12 protein-coding genes are annotated in these 17,840 nt (G+C 69.8%); 7 read left to right on the top strand and 5 right to left on the bottom strand.

Features of this window, described 5'->3' with window-relative positions:
• The first annotated feature begins 195 nt into the window (after positions 1-195).
• On the top strand, positions 196-1,224 hold the full coding sequence (locus HNR12_RS06680) for a beta-ketoacyl synthase N-terminal-like domain-containing protein (RefSeq protein WP_179766675.1): 1,029 nt from the start codon (positions 196-198) through the stop codon (positions 1,222-1,224).
• 53 nt (positions 1,225-1,277) lie between these two features.
• On the opposite strand, the gene HNR12_RS06685 is transcribed toward HNR12_RS06680, so the two are convergent.
• Positions 1,278-2,015 carry a hypothetical protein gene (locus tag HNR12_RS06685; protein WP_179766676.1) on the bottom strand — a complete coding sequence of 246 codons (738 nt, stop codon included), beginning with the start codon at positions 2,013-2,015 and terminating at the stop codon, positions 1,278-1,280.
• Between the two features lie 940 nt (positions 2,016-2,955).
• On the opposite strand from HNR12_RS06685, the gene fxlM reads away from it, so the two are divergent.
• A complete protein-coding gene (fxlM, locus tag HNR12_RS06690) occupies positions 2,956-4,512 on the top strand; it encodes a methyltransferase, FxLD system (protein WP_218901878.1) in 1,557 nt (518 codons plus the stop codon).
• 89 nt (positions 4,513-4,601) lie between these two features.
• Entirely contained in the window at positions 4,602-5,723 is a 1,122-nt protein-coding gene (locus HNR12_RS06695; protein WP_179766677.1) for a hypothetical protein, read from the top strand.
• 538 nt (positions 5,724-6,261) lie between these two features.
• Here HNR12_RS06695 and HNR12_RS06700 read toward each other — a convergent pair.
• From HNR12_RS06700 to HNR12_RS06715, 4 genes are all read right to left on the bottom strand, one after another.
• Positions 6,262-6,615, bottom strand: coding sequence for a DUF2637 domain-containing protein (locus HNR12_RS06700; protein WP_179766678.1), 354 nt, complete (start codon positions 6,613-6,615; stop codon positions 6,262-6,264).
• A 460-nt stretch (positions 6,616-7,075) separates the two neighbouring features.
• A complete protein-coding gene (locus tag HNR12_RS06705) occupies positions 7,076-7,843 on the bottom strand; it encodes an HAD hydrolase-like protein (protein ID WP_218901879.1) in 768 nt (255 codons plus the stop codon).
• 1,593 nt (positions 7,844-9,436) lie between these two features.
• The gene (locus HNR12_RS06710; protein ID WP_179766679.1) at positions 9,437-10,477 is read right to left on the bottom strand and encodes a zinc-dependent alcohol dehydrogenase family protein; all 1,041 of its coding nucleotides are present in this window, start codon (positions 10,475-10,477) and stop codon (positions 9,437-9,439) included.
• Positions 10,478-10,681: 204 nt separating this feature from the next.
• The gene (locus tag HNR12_RS06715; protein ID WP_179766680.1) at positions 10,682-11,572 is read right to left on the bottom strand and encodes a universal stress protein; all 891 of its coding nucleotides are present in this window, start codon (positions 11,570-11,572) and stop codon (positions 10,682-10,684) included.
• A 451-nt stretch (positions 11,573-12,023) separates the two neighbouring features.
• Here HNR12_RS06715 and HNR12_RS06720 point away from each other — a divergent pair, with 451 nt between their 5' ends.
• The 4 genes from HNR12_RS06720 (at position 12,024) to HNR12_RS06735 (ending at position 17,818) form a co-directional block, all read left to right on the top strand.
• Positions 12,024-12,467, top strand: coding sequence for a CBS domain-containing protein (locus HNR12_RS06720; protein WP_179766681.1), 444 nt, complete (start codon positions 12,024-12,026; stop codon positions 12,465-12,467).
• A 378-nt stretch (positions 12,468-12,845) separates the two neighbouring features.
• On the top strand, positions 12,846-14,012 hold the full coding sequence (locus tag HNR12_RS06725; RefSeq protein WP_218901880.1) for a bifunctional aminoglycoside phosphotransferase/ATP-binding protein: 1,167 nt from the start codon (positions 12,846-12,848) through the stop codon (positions 14,010-14,012).
• Positions 14,013-14,338: 326 nt separating this feature from the next.
• Positions 14,339-15,289 (top strand): universal stress protein, encoded by a 951-nt coding sequence (locus HNR12_RS06730; RefSeq protein ID WP_179766682.1) that lies wholly within the window; start codon positions 14,339-14,341, stop codon positions 15,287-15,289.
• Positions 15,290-15,394: 105 nt separating this feature from the next.
• The gene (locus HNR12_RS06735; protein ID WP_179766683.1) at positions 15,395-17,818 is read left to right on the top strand and encodes a heavy metal translocating P-type ATPase; all 2,424 of its coding nucleotides are present in this window, start codon (positions 15,395-15,397) and stop codon (positions 17,816-17,818) included.
• The last annotated feature ends 22 nt before the right edge of the window (positions 17,819-17,840 follow it).

Genomic DNA, 17,840 nt, shown 5'->3' on the forward strand with positions numbered 1-17,840 from the left:
TGGCCGATTGAGGAAACATCGATCCGGCTGCTGCGCGAGCGTACCGCCCAGTGCAGGGGACCATCATGCCGTCGCCCCCGACCGCGTCGAAGTGCGAGCGCAGAACCAAAAAAGCACCAGCGAATTGTTCTTGGCTCCTGCGGCGGTTCGCCAAAGACGCCCCGGGCATCGACCGCGCCCACACCCTGACCCGAGGTGAAGGTCGACCCGGTGGTGCGGGAATTCACCCCGGGGCGCTCGCCGGGCCTGCTGGAGGTGGGCGGGGCCTGCACGGGCATGATCGGCACCCGCCTGGCCCGCCACCTGGACGCCCGCGGCCCGCTCCTGAGCATCGACACCGCCTGCTCGGCCTCGCTGACCGCCCTGCACTACGTCTGCCGCGACCTCCAGGACCAGCGCGTCGACACCGCGCTGGTGGCCGGGCTCAACTCCGTGGACAACGCTGCGGTGAGCTCGGCGTTCGCCGCCGGCGGCGTCCTGGCCCGGGTGTGTCGGCCCTTCGACGCCCGCGCCGCCGGGTTCGTGCGCGCAGAAGGCGTGGTCGTGCTGGTGCTCCAGCGCGCCTCCCGGGCCCGCGCGGCCGGGAACCCGGGCTACTGCCTGGTGGCGGGTTCGGTGGTGGGCGGCGACGGCGCGGCGCCGACGGCGGTGGGCGCCCCCCACGCCGGCGCCCAGGCCGACCTGGTGCGCTCCGCCTACACCCAGACCGGCCTCGACCCCGACTCGGTCGGGGTCGTCCAGGCCCACGGCACCGGGACCCGGGCCGGGGACCGCGCCGAAGCCCGCGCCCTGGCCAAGGTCTTCAAGCGCACACGCCAGGACCCGCTGCTGGTGTGCAGCATCAAGGGCGCGGTCGGGCACCTGGAAGGAGCGGCCGGGCTCGCCGGGGTGGCCGCCACCGCCCTGACCCTGCACCACGGCCAGGCGTGGCCGCCGCAGCCTACGCCCGCGTGGGAGGGTACAGCCTGCAGGACTACACCGACTTCGTCGACGCCTACGGCTTCGACGTCTGAAACTGGCGGGATGTGCGACGCGGCTGCAGATGCGGCTGGTGCGGATGACCGCGCGACCGTGCGCGCACCGGGCGGGAACTGCGGCTGCGCACTGAGGCCGCTCACCGGATCGCCTCCCTGCGCCCCCGCGAACCGCGAACCTGAGTCAGGCCAGTGCGGGGGGGACGGGGGCAGGGCGCGGAACCGCCACACGGCCGCGGAGTCGGCGTAGGGGTCCAAGCGCACGTTAGAGCGGCTACGCGCCCCACGTCCTGATTGCGTCCTTCACTGCAGGCCAGGTATTGGACGAAAATTTTCCTTCCATTCTTTTTCTTTCACATCCCAAGTGTAAGTGTCGCCTGAGAGATCGGTTTCTGTTCCGTCACGGCCCACCCATCGGATCGGCATCTCCTGGCTACCAAACGCTGCAATGTCTTCTACACCGTTCACCTCGGCCGTTACACTGAGAGTTCCTTCATATAGCATTCCAGAGTGCGAAATGAACGATATTGCAGCATTTTGCGATTGCCCTTCCTGGAGAGTTATTGACGCCGGAGGCATCGCCATCCCGGAGAATTCTCCATCCTGGTCACTGACGGTTACCTCATTATTTCGAGTGTCTGCCGATATCCAGTATCCTGGATTGAGCCCAGCACCGAACTGGCATTCAATATCTGTCCATTCTTCCGGGGCCTCATATCGCCTAATGGGAGTCAATTCAATATCGTCGACTTTCAGTACATCGATTATTCCTGTATCCATCTCCATGAGGACAGTCGGCCAGATCACATACATGTCCGTGCGACGAACGACCCAATCGTGCCAGTCGTCGCAATGCCCCAACTCCTGCCCGGGAGGTATTTCGGGTGGGGTTGGCAATTTTTCAGGAGGGCCGGCAAACAAAAATCTTGCGAACGTGAATTCCATTTCAACGCCAGCCATAATCGGATAATCGGGAGGTCCGGTGATGGTGCACTCGATGTCATTGTGGTGTCCGTCAGCCCAGCAACCGTCGATAGTCATCGGGCTGTCTGCGGAAGTCGAGGATGTGGGAGATGAGGTAGCCGGTGACGTTTCGATATCCGCCTCATCATCTACTTCCCCAGCGGATTGACAAGCGGTCACGGAAAGCAAGAAGCCACTCGTCAACACCGCAGCGTTGAATCTGTGGCTTATTGGCATCTGAAGGAACCCCCGGCGCTCACCCGATCTGGCAGCGAACATCATTGCTCTCTCCGCTGGCGTTGCATCCGTTGATTCGTTGCTGCTCGGCAGGGGGCTGGGCGGGAGGAATCGATCCTTGCTGGCATGCGACGACACCGAATACAACTGCCGCGAGGACGCCGACGACACCCGCTATCGCCCCAACGCCGGACCACCATCTGTGCCCAAGGTTGACAATCCACCTGCTTATTGCGCGACGTTGATCCACTAGCGCGCGAGATCTGGCTACCGGTGGACCACTTTCATGATCACCAGTGGAAGAATATGACAACTTCGCTACCACCCATCACGAGGTGAGACGAAAGCATCATATCGAACTTCCTGCGGAGTTACTCCCATACGGGGCGGGCATGCAATTGCATAGACGTCTGATATGCCAGACCTTGCCATGTCTTCGCAGTTCAAATCCTAGATCATGGATCAGCTTCTGCTCGCCTAGGTTTTTCACTTATCTTGCTGTGGATGCTTTGCGAACTGTCGCGTCATGCGCGCCACGACGCCTTGCCCATCTTCACGATGTATCCGTTATGTGACTCTGAGCAAGGCGGGCACCGTCAGTCCTCCTTGACCAAAAAATTCTCAACGCAGAAACCATGCTGGCCCCCTGTATTGGAATCCGTATCAATCCCTTGCTCATCTTGCACCCCGGTGACCTGATGGCGTCCACCCGCGTTCGCGCCCGGGCGCTGCGCCTGGATGGCCAGGAGGTCGAGTTCACGATCGACGGCCGTGCCAGGCCGTGCGCACGCTGATGATCACCGATGCCACCGCCCTGGCCCGCACCGGCCGCCCGCTCCACGGCCACCTGGCGTGGGTGGCGGAGTTCGAACGCGCCGGCGCGGCACTGGGCGACCTCGCCGCCGGCGGCCGGCTCACCCGCGGTCTGCGCGCCGTCATCGCCCACCACATCCTGTTCCACGCCAACCGCGCCGGCCTGTCCACACAGGACCAGCACACCCTTTCCCACCTAGCAGAAGAGGCAGTCATGGGTACCGACGACCGCACCGCGCCAGCCGCCGAGGCCGTTCCGGCTGACACCACCAGCACGGTCTCGCCCGCGCCGGGATCCGCCCGCGCCGACCGTGCCGAAGCGCTGCGCCATGCCTGGGTCGAGCGGATCCGGGCCGACGGGCACGCCCGGGCGCCCGGCGTGGAAGGCGCTCTGCGCACCGTGCCGCGCCACCTCTTCGTGCCCGAGGCGCCGCTGGCCGACGCCTACGCCGACAGCCCCGTCCACATCAAGTACGCCCCCGACGGCACGTCGATCTCCTGCGCCTCCCAACCCGGAGTGGTCGCCCTCATGCTCGACCAGCTCGATGCCCGGCCGGGCGACCGCGTCCTGGAGTTGGGCGCGGGCACCGGCTACAACGCCGCCCTGATCGGCCACCTGGTGGGCGCTACCGGGCATGTGACCACCATGGACGTCGACGCCGACCTGGTCGAGGGCGCCCGCGCGCACCTGGTCGCGGCCGGCGTGGACAACGTCGAGGTCGTGCTGGGCGACGGCGCCCTGGGCCACGCCCCCAACGCGCCCTACGACCGCGTCATCGCCACCGTCGGCGCCCACGCCATCCCCCGCGCGTGGCTGGAGCAGCTCGCACCCGCCGGGCGCCTCGTGGCACCCCAGCGGCTCAAGGGCAGCGTCTCCCGCTCCATTGTCTGGGAGCACCGCGAAGGCCGATGGGTCTCGATGGGATCGGCGATGAACACCTTCATGCCCCTGCGCCGGGGCATCGCCGACGACGAGCGCCAACTGATCCCCCTCAGCGCCGACGGGACGGTGCGGTTGCAGGCGCCCGCCGGAATCGGCGCCGACGCCGAAGAACTGGCCGGGGTGCTGGAGCAGCCGCGCACGGAGGTCTGGACCGAGATGACGGTCGGTGCGGCGGAGTCGCCCGAGTGGATGGAGTTGTTCGTGAGCTGCGCCCTGCCCAGCGGACTGATCCGCATGCTGTTTCCTCCGGAGGCCAAGGGCGGGCTGCTCACCGCGGACCCCTACCCCTCCTCGACCGCGGCCCTGGACAAGGGCACCCTCGCCTACCTCACCCGCCGCCCCTCCCCCAGGACCAGCCCCCAGGGCGCCCGGCTGTGGGAGTTCGGCGTCGCCGCGCACGGACCCGGCGCCCAGGACCTGGCGCAACGCGTCGCCGAGGCCGTGCGGACCTGGGACCGCGACTACCGCGGCCGCGCTGCCCACTTCGAGCTTCACGACCGCACAACGCCGCTGGAGCAAGCGCATCCCGGACGCTTCGTCCTCGACACCCCTCTCAACCGGGTGGTCGTCGACTTCACCTGAGGGTGCGCGCGCTGCCTGACCCGGTGTCCGCCGGCATCAGCCCCGGCGGACACCGCCTCGCCCCACCGCCCCACCCCGAGGGAGTACCCATGGACGCCCAGAATCCGGCCGCGCGGCGCTTCCCGCTCGTCGCGCGGTGGCGTCCGCCGTGCCTGCCCCTGCCCCGGCGGGTGGGCGCACTTGCCGAACTGGCCGAGACCGCCGTGGCGCAGGAGGACCCGGCGCTGGCCTCCGCCGTCTACAACCAGGCCGCTCTCCTGGCATCCGACCTCGGCCTGCCCGCCCTCGCACGCCGACTGTGCCGGCGGCACGCCGCCGCCTACCTGCACGCCTGCCCCCTGGCCGGTGCGGTCGCCGTCCGCGCCCTGGAACCGGTCGTCAACCTCGCCCGCCTGCGGGTGCGCGCCGGCCATGGAGACGACGCCCGGCGCCGCCTCACCGCGCTGCACGACGCCGTCACAACCGGCACCAGCGCCGCCTTCGACGGCGTCACAATCCCCGCCGGGCTCGCCCGAAGCCGACAGGACCGCCACCACGTCGGGTCCTGGCTGTGGCGGGTCCTGCTCGCCGACGGCACGCGCACCCTCACCACGGCCTGCCGCTGGGCCGAGGCCCGCGCCTACATCGAGACCCACCGCGGCATCGGCGAGCGCATGCTGGATGGCCGCCAGGTGGCCGTCATCGCCGCCCTCGCTGCCCACGACACCGCCACGGCGACCGAACTACTCGCCACCACCCGCGCCGGAGAGCCCTGGGAGCAGACCGTGACCGCGTGCCTGTCCGCCCTGTGCCGACGCGCTCGCGGCGACAACGTCCACCGACTCCTCACCGGCCTCCTCGACGCCTGCGAGGCCGAGCACGTCCCTCCAGGGCTGACCGTCTTCGCGATCCGAATCCGTCTCACCGTCCTTGACATCGCAAGAGAGACGGACCATTCCGCCCGACGCCGAATCGTCGACGAACTGTACAAGCGAACCGAGGCCGCAACGGACGGGTACGCCGCCCGCGAATGCCTCCAGCACACCGCTTTCATGGACCTCGCCACAGACCACCAGAAGACGCGCTGCGCCGACCTGGTCTCGGCGTGCGCCCTAGGGTCCCGGCGAATACGAAAGGAATGGTCCAACGCACTCGCAGACGCCGTTTCCGCCAGCGACAAGGTCATACAAAACGACATGAGAGGAACACCGAAAAGGAAGAGCAAAGCGTGACACCTCCCGTCCTCCCAAATCTGCGACGCCCCCGGCTCACCTCCACATGCGCAGAGAACAGTCAACTGCTACCAAAAAAGCGAGCCGGGTCATTCACTGGTCCAGAGCAGGCAGCCGCGTAACCGTTCACCCCATGCGGCCGGAACAAGCCACGGCTTCTGGAGTGACAAGCCCTTACTAGGGCGGCCAACCAACTGCCGGACTCACCCCCGCGCAGGCAGGGAAGACCAACTCCGCCGGGGTTGCGTACTCGGTGATCAGGACTCACTCCCGCGCAGGCGGGGAAAACCCCGCCTCGGGACGGCGCCTTTACGACAGCGCGGACTCACCCCCGCGCAGGCGGGGAAGACCCGGTCGCGGGCCGCCCGGGCGGTTTCCACGAGGACTCACCCCCGCGCAGGCGGGGAGGACCCTTCACGAACTGCACAAACGCGGGCCGTTATCAAAAATACACCTACAGGCTTCGATCACATCAACCATACGCCGCACATCCCTCACCAAAACCTGCGCCCGCAACCCGCCTACGACAGCCCCTCCTCTATCGCCCCAGACTGAGGGGCGCGAAACTCGGACAGGCATGGATCACCCGCGACCACAACGTCGGGTCGGCCACCGCCACGTTCGCGGCCAGCGACGCCGCGCTGCCCACCACCAGCAGCGCCCAGGGCAGCACTCCCCCGCGCCGCCCCTGACGGGCGTCGGCCAGCAGCGCCATCGACGCCGCGACGATCATGCCGTCCACCGACAGCGGGAACAACCCCGCACGCCAAGCCGGCTCACCATGACGCAGGGCCAACTCGAACATGTGGGCGTAGGACACCACGGCCGCGATCACGGTCAGCAGGCACACGGCCGCCACGGAGGTCCACCGCGGCCAAGAGGACAGAAGCATGGCGGGTCACTCACCCTTTCCCTGGCGAGAGGAACGGCGAGGGAGCCGAAACGCGGCCGCGTCGCTGTGCGTGATGGCGGCACAAGCGCTGGAAACCGACTGGGAGACGGCACCCAGCGCCCGCCACCGTGGGAGACGGGTGGGAGATCCCAACCTCTCGGGTCAGTACACCGATAGCTTCTCCCCCAGCGCGCCGCTCGTCCAGCGGCCGCCGGGTGAGGTCGGCCTCCTCAACGCCCATCAGGTCGAACACGAAGTAGTGGCAAGGCTCGGTGCGGGGCCACAGGCGTCGGGTAGTGGCGCCCCGGCGCGGCCGCGCCGCTGCACGCCTGCGAACCAGTCGCCTCCGCCGGCGACCAGCACACGATGTCGTCGTCTACCACGGTGCCAGGCGGCGTGGCGCGCAGCCCAAAGGCGACACCCAGTGCCGGTGGTGCAGCCGAGCGCTGACGCGCGCAGATCAGCTCCGGGGGGAGAGGAGGCCATCCACCAGATTGACCCCCTCGACCCCCTCAAGCGACTCCAGGACGATGGATGCTCCGGCTGCGGCGAGGTCCCCTGCGGATCCGATCCCTGAGGCCACGGCGACCGCGCGGACACCGGCGGCATGGGCCGCGTGCACGTCGCGCGGAGTGTCCCCGATCACCACGGTGTCGTCGCGGCGGAACTGGGTCTGGTACTTGTGCTCGGCTCTGCGGCGGGCGATGTCGACGAGCAGCGGCCGGTGGGCGTCGTCATCGCCGTAGGCACCGATGCGCAGGTCAAGGTACTGATCGAGCCCGAAGGTGCCCAGTTTGATGGCGGCCGCAGCACGGGTGTTGCCGGTCAGCACGGTCTGGACGATCCGGGGATCGGCGTCGAGATCGCGCAGCAGCCTCGACACCCCGGGCAGGATCCGGCCCTGCTCGCGCAGCTCCACGATGCGGGAGGTGTAGCTGGCGGCCTGGGCCTGTGCGAACCGCCGGAACAGGCCCTCGTCGTCGGGGAGACCGTGCATGGCGAGGGTCTCGGCGAACAGCACCGGCTCAGTGTGGCCCTGGGCCTTTGCCATGCCGGCGCTCATGGGACGGCCCGTGGCACGCTCGAAAGCCTCCGCGAACACTATTGCGCCGACCCCGGCGGTCTCGATCAGGGTGTGGTCGACATCCCAGAGCAGCAGCAGGCGTGCAGGCATCACGTCTCCGGTTGGTATGGGCTCGCAGTTGAGGCCGGCCAGCCTTGCGAGCACAGGCTGAATTTGCCGTGCCGCCGGCGATGGCACCGTATCCGGCGCGCGACGGTCACCTCCAGCGTCATTTTCCCGTGCGAGGTCGACGCCGCGAGTTCCGCGTGCGTTTGGACCGCGCGAGGGAGCTCTGGCTGGGTCAGCCCAGCCACTACAGCCGCATGGCCCCGTTCATCTGCGACTTGGTCGGCGACTTGGTGGAGCTGAGCAGTGCACAACGTCGGCCCGGGACCTCGCCAACCGGCCTTTGGAGCCGGGACGCAGTGAACTAGGCGCCTACGGCCACGGTCCCGCCGCTGAGGAACTGTGCGCACGCCTGGTCGCCACGGTGCAGGCCTGGAGCTCCGACCGCGGTGAAGACCTCCATATCACCGCCGCCCCGCGCGAAGCCGCCGACAGCGGCCAAACGGAAGCCTTAGGCCGCACGGTGACCAAGCGCCACATCACCATGGTCCTCACCTGAAGCGCCTGAGCCGAGCGTGATCAACGAAGGGCGGCGCCCCGGGCGGGGTCGCTGGAGCAAGCGCACAAACTTGACTCACTTGACCGACGAAGACCGGCCGGAAAGCAGGGCCCCCGGCTCTAGCTCGAAAGGACGAAGCGACCGCTACGGGTCCCTCCACGAGTACGTCTGGATCCTCCCCATAAGGCCTTGCACCCCGGGACCGGCATGGCAGAGGCAACCGCTACCTCCGCATGGGCTGGTGGCGGAAGGAGACCGACATCACTGACATAGCCTGCAGCGGAGCCGATCAACTTTCAGCGGCACCCGAGGATTGCGGACACCAGATCACGGTATGTGGTGTCGGGGACGTCGAGGTTCGTTCAACAATGCGCGGCTCCCAAGCACCGCAGCCCGGCGTCACAGGTTTTCCCCTCACCTTCGAACTCCCGCCGAGCAGCGAGCGTCACGGCGACTCGCGGGGAGCCTGAACGACCTGGTCAATCCATTCCCGGGGAATAAGTTTCTCGCCGTGGCGCCAGTTGTGGACCACAGAGTCCTGGAACCAGTCCTCGGCTGCCAGGGAGGACAAAAATCAGCACACCGGGGATTATGTACTTAATGACCTATTTGGCACGGTTCCAGACTCACATCCTCCGGATCGGAGCATGTTCATTGCATCTAGGCCGCTTTATGCTGTCGACACGCCTGGAGGGATCGCAAGGATGTCCGTGCACGCATATCGGCACACTTATCAGCCCTATGAGGGATAGACCGGACATCCGGTTCGATATTTGACGCCTGCCATGCGCGCCCAGAACCGCCACGGCAGTCCCGGGGGCGGCGACACCTCCAGACGCACATGGACACCGCAAAGCGCTCGCGGCCGGACTGCGCCCGGCCGCGAGCCTCATCATGGACTGGCCGCCATCCTCTACGACCTCTCCCAAGCTGAGGGAGATATGGTATTTCTCAGCCAAAAATAGGAGCACATGCAGAAATCATGATTCCTGCGCCAAAAAAGCCACCAAAGGCACATTTCCCCAAAAACCATCACCGGGCTTTCAGTATGTCGAACTTGTCGTGCAGATACCTGACGCGGCGTCACTCCAGCAAACCCGGAACCTCTCTCATGTTAAGCGGCTTCAGCGTCGTCAGCGGGTCATGACCACCTTGAGCGCTCCCGTTTCAGCGGAGCGTTCGAAGGCGTCGTAGGCTGCAACCACCTCTTCAAGCGCGAACCTGTGGGTCACGAATTCCTCCGGCGTAAGACGCCCGGCCGCGATCAGCCGTAGGAGGGTCGGAGTAGAGTACGTGTCGACCAGCCCCGTCGTAATCGTGACGTCCTTGATCCAGAGGTCCTCCAGGTGGAGGTCCGCAGGGCGCCCGTGCACCCCCACGTTGGCCACGTGGCCGCCCGGCCGCACCAATCGGGTGCACAGTTCGAAGGTCTCGGGAACGCCGACCGCCTCGATCACGACCTCGGCCCCCAACCCCTCCGTCGCCTCCAGAACGGATGAGACGGCCGCGTCGGCGCGGCCTCCGACCGTGACGTCGGCGCCGAATCTCTGGGCGGCTTCCCGACGGCTTGACACCGGTTCCACGGCGATCACCTGGCTGGGCGACAGCAGCGTGGCGGTCAGTATCGCGGCCAGGCCGATCGGGCCCGCGCCGACGACGGCCACCGTGTCGCCTGGGCGCACAACACCGTTGAGGACCCCCACCTCGTACCCGGTGGGTAGGATGTCAGCGAGCATGAGCACCGCTTCGTCGGCCGCGCCTGCCGGCACCAGGTGGGTGGAGTGGTCGACGAACGGAACCCGTGTGTACTCCGCCTGGGTTCCGTCGATGAGGTGCCCGAGGATCCAGCCGCCCCCTCCCCTGCACTGCCCGTACCGCCCCGCACGGCAATAGCCGCACCGGCCGCAGGCACTGATGCAGGAGACCAGGACCCGGTCGCCCGGACGGCGGTTCTTCACCCCGCCGCCGACCGCGGTAACGGTGCCCACCGCTTCATGACCGAGTACGCACCCCGGCTCGGTCTCGGGGACGTCACCGCCAAGGATGTGCAGGTCGGTGCCGCAGATGGTGGTGGCGTCGATGCGCACCACGGCGTCGGTGTCCTGCACGATTCCGGGATCGGGTACCTCGTCCCAGCCCTTCGTCTTCGGCCCGTGGTAGACCAGTGCTCGCATTGGTCTCTCCTCCCGCTTGTCCTCGTCGTTGACGGAGCACGCCTTCCCGGCCGCTTCCCCTCGCCCGCCCGCGTCCGCGGGACCGAGGGCGCGAGGTGAGGTACGAAAGTCCCGCATAGCGCGGCACGGCTTCGAGCTCACGCCCCCGCGGGCCGTCCACCGTAGAGCCCCGGCCGGTACGCCTCCGTTCGTGGCGCCGTCTCCTCAGGCGGGCTGCTGCGGCTCCGGAGGGACGGCGGCCCCGCGTCGGACGACTGTGAGCGGGCACAGGGCGTGGTGCAGCAGGCCGTGGGTGACCGATCCCAGTGCCAGGTAAGGCAGGCCGCGACGCCCCCTGGCGCCGACAACCACGAGCTGGGCGTCTCTCGACGCGGTGGCGAGCGCGTGGACGGGGTCGTCCCATTCGACGTTCCGGGAGACCGCTACGTCGGGATAGGCACGCTTCCATGGGGCCAAGATCCCGTCCACCGTGCGCTCGGTCTCGGCGCCCCACGGACCCAGGTAAGCGGGCTCCGATGGGAGATAACCCACCATCGGATCGGTGAACAGGCGCTCCGCGTGGATCGCGTGAAGGCGCGCGTTCCGCATCGCGCAGACCTCGAACGCCTCGGCCAGTGCGGCGCTCCCGCCGGGCGACCCGTCGACTCCGACGACCACAGCCCCTCCCCGGGGCGGGGTGGGACGTTCGGGCCCCACCACGGTCACCGGAACGTCGGCGTGTGACGCCACCTTGTAGGCGACCGACCCGATCTTCAGTCCGGGAAAACCGCCCCTGCCGCGGAGGCCGACAACGATTCGGGCTACCTCCGGGCGCGGCGCGACCAGCGCGTGTTCAGGCGGGTCGTACACGACCTCCGAGGTGACCGGTATCGAGGCTTCGCACGCCTTGGCGTGCTCTTCGGCGGTGCGCAGCAAGCGGTCGTAGTACTCCTCGTATCCTCGTTGCCGCTCCAAGGGCTGCCGGGCCGCGGGCAGTGGACTGCCGTAGAGCAGCAACAGGCGCAGTCCGCGGGCGGCCGCGTCGCAGGCGGCCCATTCGACGGCGAGGAGACTGGCCGCGGAGCCGTCGACTCCGACGAGCATGGTGTTCGCCATGGGATGCTTCCTCCGGTGTGGCTGAACGGCAGAGCGGCGGCACGGGAGCCCGTGCCCGCTCGGGGAACGTGACGGCATTCCGGAGGGCACGGCCGCGCTGTGTCGCTCGCAGGGTCGACCGGCACGCCGGCCCTCACCCTGAGCCTGACCGAACGCCGTCACCCCGGACACATGCGGACGTCCTGCTCTCCGGGGACGTCTGCCCCGATCGCGGCCTGCGATTTAGGACCGTAAGCGCCGAGGGCGCGGCGGCGTCGCGGCCGCGTCGACCCTCTGACGTGGCGGCCTCGCCGGATCCGCCTGTGGACACCCCCCGGAGGGACCAACGTCCTCCCAGGCCGCGCCGTGCGGTCCTTCCCCCAAGGCGCCATGACGCCTGCAATGGGAGGGGAGAGAGCGCGGGCACGCCCCGCAGGCGCGGACCGCGTAGCCGAGAGGGAAGGGAGACGCTATGAGGACGCGCGACCTGATGACCACGCCCGTGGACACCATCCCGCCGGTGGCCTCTGTCGCCGAGGCCGCGCAGGAGATGCAGCGCACCGGCGTCGGTTGCCTTGTCGTCGCCGACCCGCAGGTCAGGGGCATCCTCACCGACCGCGACACGGTGCTGCGCTGCGTCGCCGCGAACTGCTCACCGGAATCGACCCTGGTGCGCGACGTGATGACGGACGAGGTGGTGACGCTCGGACCCGATGACGAGGTGGACGCCGTCTTCGCGTGCTTTTCCGACCATGCGTTTCGCCGCATTCCCATCGTCGACGAGCGCGGCGTCGCCGTGGGCATCGTGGCGCTCGACGACGTGATGCTGCGCGGCCAGTCACTGCTCGCCGACATGCTCCGCCCTGTGTCACGCGAGGCCACCATTCCGCGGACCCGGACGTCCTACGCCGGTTAGCGCGGGCTCCGGTGGCGCGATCGCCGCGGCGGTCCGCAGGGAATGGCGCCATCCACGGCCCGGGCCCGGTGGCAACCGCTGGCCGCCAGGGCGCCCGCGAGGAAGGGCCGCGGCGACGCCGCGGCCGGAAGGCCGACTCATGCACATGCACGGAAGCACTCCACAGACAACGCCCTACGCGGACGTGCGGGAGACCCACGCGGGCGTGGTCTTGCTTCTCGGAGACCACGCCTACAAGCTCAAGAAGCCCGAGGACCTGGGGTTTCTGGACTACAGCACGCCTGAACTCCGGCTGGCCGCGTGCCAACGGGAGGTGGACCTGAACCGGCGGCTGTCGCCGGACGTCTACCTCGGGGTCCTCGACGTTGTCGACGCTGAATGCGACGCATGCCGGATTCGCGGCGGCTGGCCACCCTGGTCCGCAGCGGTTCCTCCGTACACGGCGAACTCCACCGCCTCGCGCGCCTGCTCGCCGCGTTCCACGCGCGGGCTCTGCGCGGACCCGAGGTGTCGGCGCAGGGGTCGGCCGCCGCCCTACTGGGGCGCTGGGCCGACAACCTCGCGCAGGTCTACCGATTCCGTTCGCGCGTCCTGACCGAGGCGACGGCGGAGACGGAGCGACTGGCGCTGCGGTTCGTCGAGGGGCGCGGCGAACTGTTCGACTCGCGTGTCGGCCAGGGGCGTGTCGTCGACGGACACGGAGACCTCCTCGCGGAGGACGTCTTCTGCCTTGACGACGGCCCGCGCGTACTGGACTGCCTGGAGTTCGACGACGACCTGCGCCGGGTCGACGGTCTGGACGACGCCTCCTTCCTGGCCATGGATTTGGAGCGGCTGGGCGTCCCCCTACTGGGCGACGCGTTCCTGCGGTCCTACGCCGCCTTCGCCAACGATCCCGCCCCGGAGGCGCTGCACCACCACTATGTGGCCTACCGCGCGTTCGTCCGCGCCAAAGTGGCCTGCCACCGCTACGCCCAGGGAGACGGAGACGCGGCGTTCGAGGCCCGGCTGCTCGAACGGATCGCGCTGGACCATCTGCGCAGCGGAGCGGTACGCCTCGTGATCGTCGGCGGACCGCCCGGTACGGGGAAGACCACGGTCGCCGGTCTCCTGGCGGATCGGTTGGGCATGGCCCTCATCGCGGATGGCGGCCTCTACGGACCCGCCGACGGAGGCTCCGTGGATCCGCTCGACCATGCGGGCCGACTGCTGCGCATGGGCGAATCGGTGGTGATGGACGCCCCTTGGGCCCGCGAGGCACACCGGCGGGCCGCTCGGCGGACGGCGGACGCCTCCCGCGCCGACATCATCGAACTCAGGTGCGCCGCACCCGACGACCTTGTCATGCGCCGATTGGGCCTGCGACCGACCGATGACGGGCCCGCGGTCACGCAGGGGGCGGCTTTCCAGCCCTGGCCCGAGGCCACGACCATCGACACCTCGCGGACGCGGGAGGACGCCCTGGCGCGCGCCGCGGCCGCTGCGGATCCCCGCCCGCCGCTCCCGGAGTGGATCCCGCACCATCCGCTGATGCCACCGGACTGACGAGCACGGCCGCGGGTGCGTGCCGCGCGGGCCACAAGGCCGGTGTCCGTACAGGTCCGATGCCGCGCTCCCGGCCTCCGCGCCGGGACCAAGGTCCCTCCTGTCCGGGAAGCACGGCGCTTACGCACCGCATCCGCCGGGACAAGACTGGAACGGCAGCCGGCCACCTAGGCCGCCGAAACCGCGAGCCGACACGGGCGCACCCTCGGTGCGCGCGACCGCGGCGGACACGACGCCCGCCGAGTGCGGGCCCGCCGCTCCCGTACACCGGTGCTGCCGCGGTGCGCCGCAGCGACAGGCCACCGGGTCTGAAGAAGGGACACGCCATGACCACACACCACAACACGCCCTCGACCGAGAACACCGACCGCTTCACCGGGGTTGTCGTGGGAGTGGACGGCTCGGCGGCGAGCCGCGCGGCGCTCGACTGGGCGGCCCGCGCGGCCGAGGACGCCGGTCTCGAACTCCTGGTCGTGCACGCCCTCAGCATGCCGCTGATATCCGTGCCCTTCTCGGCCCCGATGCGCATGACCCCGCCTCCGGAATACGCCCAGCGGGCCTCGATCCTGCTCTCCGAGGCCGCCGACCACGTCGCCCGTACGCGGCCGCGCCTCGACGTGCGGTCCCGCGTGTCCGCCGCCGAAGGGGCTCCGGCCCTGCTCAAAGCCGCCAAGGACGCCTCCTTGCTCGTTGTCGGCTCGCGCGGGCTCGGCGACGTCGGAGCCGTCTTCCTCGGCTCGGTCAGCACGCGGGTCAGCGCCCACGCGTCCTGCCCCGTGGTCGTCGTGCCGGCACCCGACCAGGAGGCGGTTCACCGCCCGAGGCGCCGTGTGGTGGTCGGCGTCGACGGTTCGGCCGCGGCCGAGGCGGCACTCGACCGCGCGCTCACCGAGACGGTCCGGTTGGAGGCCGAACTGGTCGTGGTTCACGCCTGGTCGGTGCCCGTACCCATCGACGCGCTGGCGTTGGAGGCCCGCTCCTACCAGGCCGATCGAGAGTACTTCGGCATCCGCGCCGACAAGTACGTGCAGGGAATCGTGGAGGACGCTCGCTCCGGCCTCGCCTCGGACCTCACCGTGCGGGTGGCGGTGCGCGAGGATCACGCGGCCCATGCCCTCCTGGTGGAAGGCGAGGGCGCGGATCTGATCGTCGTCGGCTCGCGCGGCCGCGGCGGTTTCACCGGCCTGCTGCTGGGCTCGGTGAGCCAGACGGTCCTCCACCACGCCAAGGTCCCCGTCATGGTGGTGCGCTCCCTGCCCGAGGGCGGGCGGGGATAGGCACGGGTCGGTGCCGGACAGTGCGCCGGACGGGGCGCCGGCGTATTCGTCGGTGACCGCCGAACTCGCCTGCGGAGTGGGGGGAGATACGCCGTGGAACGGAGGATGAGCGCGCCGCGACCGCGCACGGTCCTGACCGGAGCGTCGGCGGCCGGGTTGGCGGCGGGTGCCCTGCTGCATGTGGCGGGCGCATCGGCGGAGGGCGACGCCGTGTGGGTCGCTGTCGCGGCGGCCGGCGCGGTGGCGGCCGCGTGGTGGGTCGTCGAGGGGCTTCGCCGCGGGCGGTTCGGTACGGATGTCATCGCACTCTTCGCCTTGGCGGGCACGATCGCGGTGGGCGAGGCGCTCGCCGGTGCGGTTATCGCCGTGATGCTCACCGGCGGCCGCCTCCTGGAGGACCGCGCCTCGCGCCGGGCCCACGCCGACCTGGGGGCCCTGCTCGAACGCGCGCCCACGACCGCCCGTGTGGAACGCGGCGGCTCCCTTGTCACCGTCGCGGCTGAGGAGGTCCGGGTGGGCGACCTCGTGGTGGTCGCCAACGGTGAGACCGTGCCCGTCGACGGCCGCCTGGAGGACGGTTCCGCGGTGCTGGACGAAGCGGCCGTCACCGGCGAGCCGCTTCCGGTGGAGCGGCATACCGACGACGCCCTTGCCAGCGGCGTGGTCAACGCCGGCCCCGCCTTCCGCCTGCGGGCCACGACCGAGGCGCGGGACAGCACGTACGCGGCGATCATCGCGCTGGTCCGGGAGGCCGAAGCGGGCAGTGCGCCGTTCGTCCGGATGGCCGACCGCTACGCGGCGGTGTTCCTTCCGATCACCGTGGTTCTGGCCGCGGCGTCCTGGCTTCTGTCGGGCGACCCCGTCCGGGCGGTCGCCGTCCTGGTGGTGGCCACGCCCTGCCCCCTCATTCTGGCCGCGCCGATCGCGTTCACCTCGGGCATGTCGCGCAGCGCGCGCCGCGGAGTCATCGTCAAGGGCGGGGACGCTCTGGAACGCCTGGCGCGCGCCCGTACGCTGCTGTTCGACAAGACCGGCACGGTGACCGCGGGCAGCCCCCGCCTGACCGGTATCGCCACCGTTGAAGGGGTCGGGGTCGAAGAAGCCCTGACCGCCGCGGCGTCGCTGGACCAGTTCTCTCCGCACACGCTCGCCGCGGCGATCGTCCGCGCGGCCCGGGAACGGGGGTTGTCGCCCGCCATGCCCGCGGACGTGGTCGAGGTCCCCGGCTCGGGGATCGCGGGACGGGTCGGCGAGGTCCGGGTACGGGTGGGCAAGGCCGCGTGGGCGGCCCCCGATCCCCCGAGGGAGTGGGTGGCGCACGTCCGAGCGCGAGCTCAACACGAGGACGCCGTCACCGTGTTCGTCGGCCTGGGCGGGCGTATGGCGGGGGCTCTGCTGCTGCACGACCCGCTGCGCCCTGACGCCCCGCGCACCTTCCGCCTGCTCCGCCAGGCCGGCATCGATCGCATGGTGATGGCGACCGGTGACCGGGCACCGGCCGCGGCGGTGATCGGCGACTACGTCGGCGCCGACCAGGTGCACGCCGAGCAGTCACCCCAGGCCAAGGCGGAGTTGGCGCGCGCGGAGAACAGCCGGGCACCGACCGTGATGGTGGGCGACGGGGTCAACGACGCCCCCGCCCTTGCGTGCGCGGGTGTCGGCGTGGCCCTCGGCGCGCGCGGCGCCACCGCCTCCTCCCAGGCGGCCGACATCGTGATCGCCGTCGACCGGCTGGCGCGGCTGGCCGATGTGCTGGCCATCGCCCGGCGCACGCGCTTGATCGCCCGCCAGAGCGCCTTCGCCGGCATGGGACTGTCGTTGGCAGCCATGGTCGCGGCGGCGCTGGGGTACCTGCCTCCGGTCGCCGGGGCCGTCTTCCAGGAGGTGGTCGACGTCGCGGTGATCCTCAACGCCCTGCGTGCCCTCGCTTCCGGCGGGTGGCGCCGACCGCCGGCCCTGCGCCGCGAGGAGGCTGACCTGGTGCGCCGTCTCGACGCGGAGCACCGTGCGCTGTGGCCCCGGATCGAGCGGCTGCCCCAGGCGGCCGACTCCGTTGTCCGGCTCCCGCCTGGGCGCCTGGGACCGGTGGCGGAGGAACTCGCCGACTTCCTCGACGACCTCGTGCGCCATGAGCGCACCGACGAGCGCAAGCTGTATCCAGCGGTGGACCGGGCACTGCGCACGTCTGAGGCGACGGCGACGATGAGCCGAGCGCACGCGGAGATCAACGCCGCGGCGCGCCGTGTCCAGGAACTGCTGCCGCGCCTCGCCGACACCGGCACCGACGAGGAGCGGCACCGGGCCGCCGAACTCCTACTGGGCCTTCACGCGCTCCTGCGCCTGCACTTCGCCCAGGAGGAGGAGAACTACCACGCCCTGGCCACCGCCCTGGAGAGCGGAGGGGACGCAGGTGAGGACGGTACCGGCCCCCCGGAAGGCCCTGGTGGCGGCGTTCCACGGCCCCGGCGGGGTCCGGGCGGGCCAAGCCGCTTGCGTCATCGCCGTCGGATGGAGGCCGGCGGCGGGTAGCGGTGCGTCACGGACCCATCGA

It is taken from the genome of Streptomonospora nanhaiensis (genome assembly GCF_013410565.1).
Classification (GTDB): Bacteria; Actinomycetota; Actinomycetes; order Streptosporangiales; family Streptosporangiaceae; genus Streptomonospora; species Streptomonospora nanhaiensis.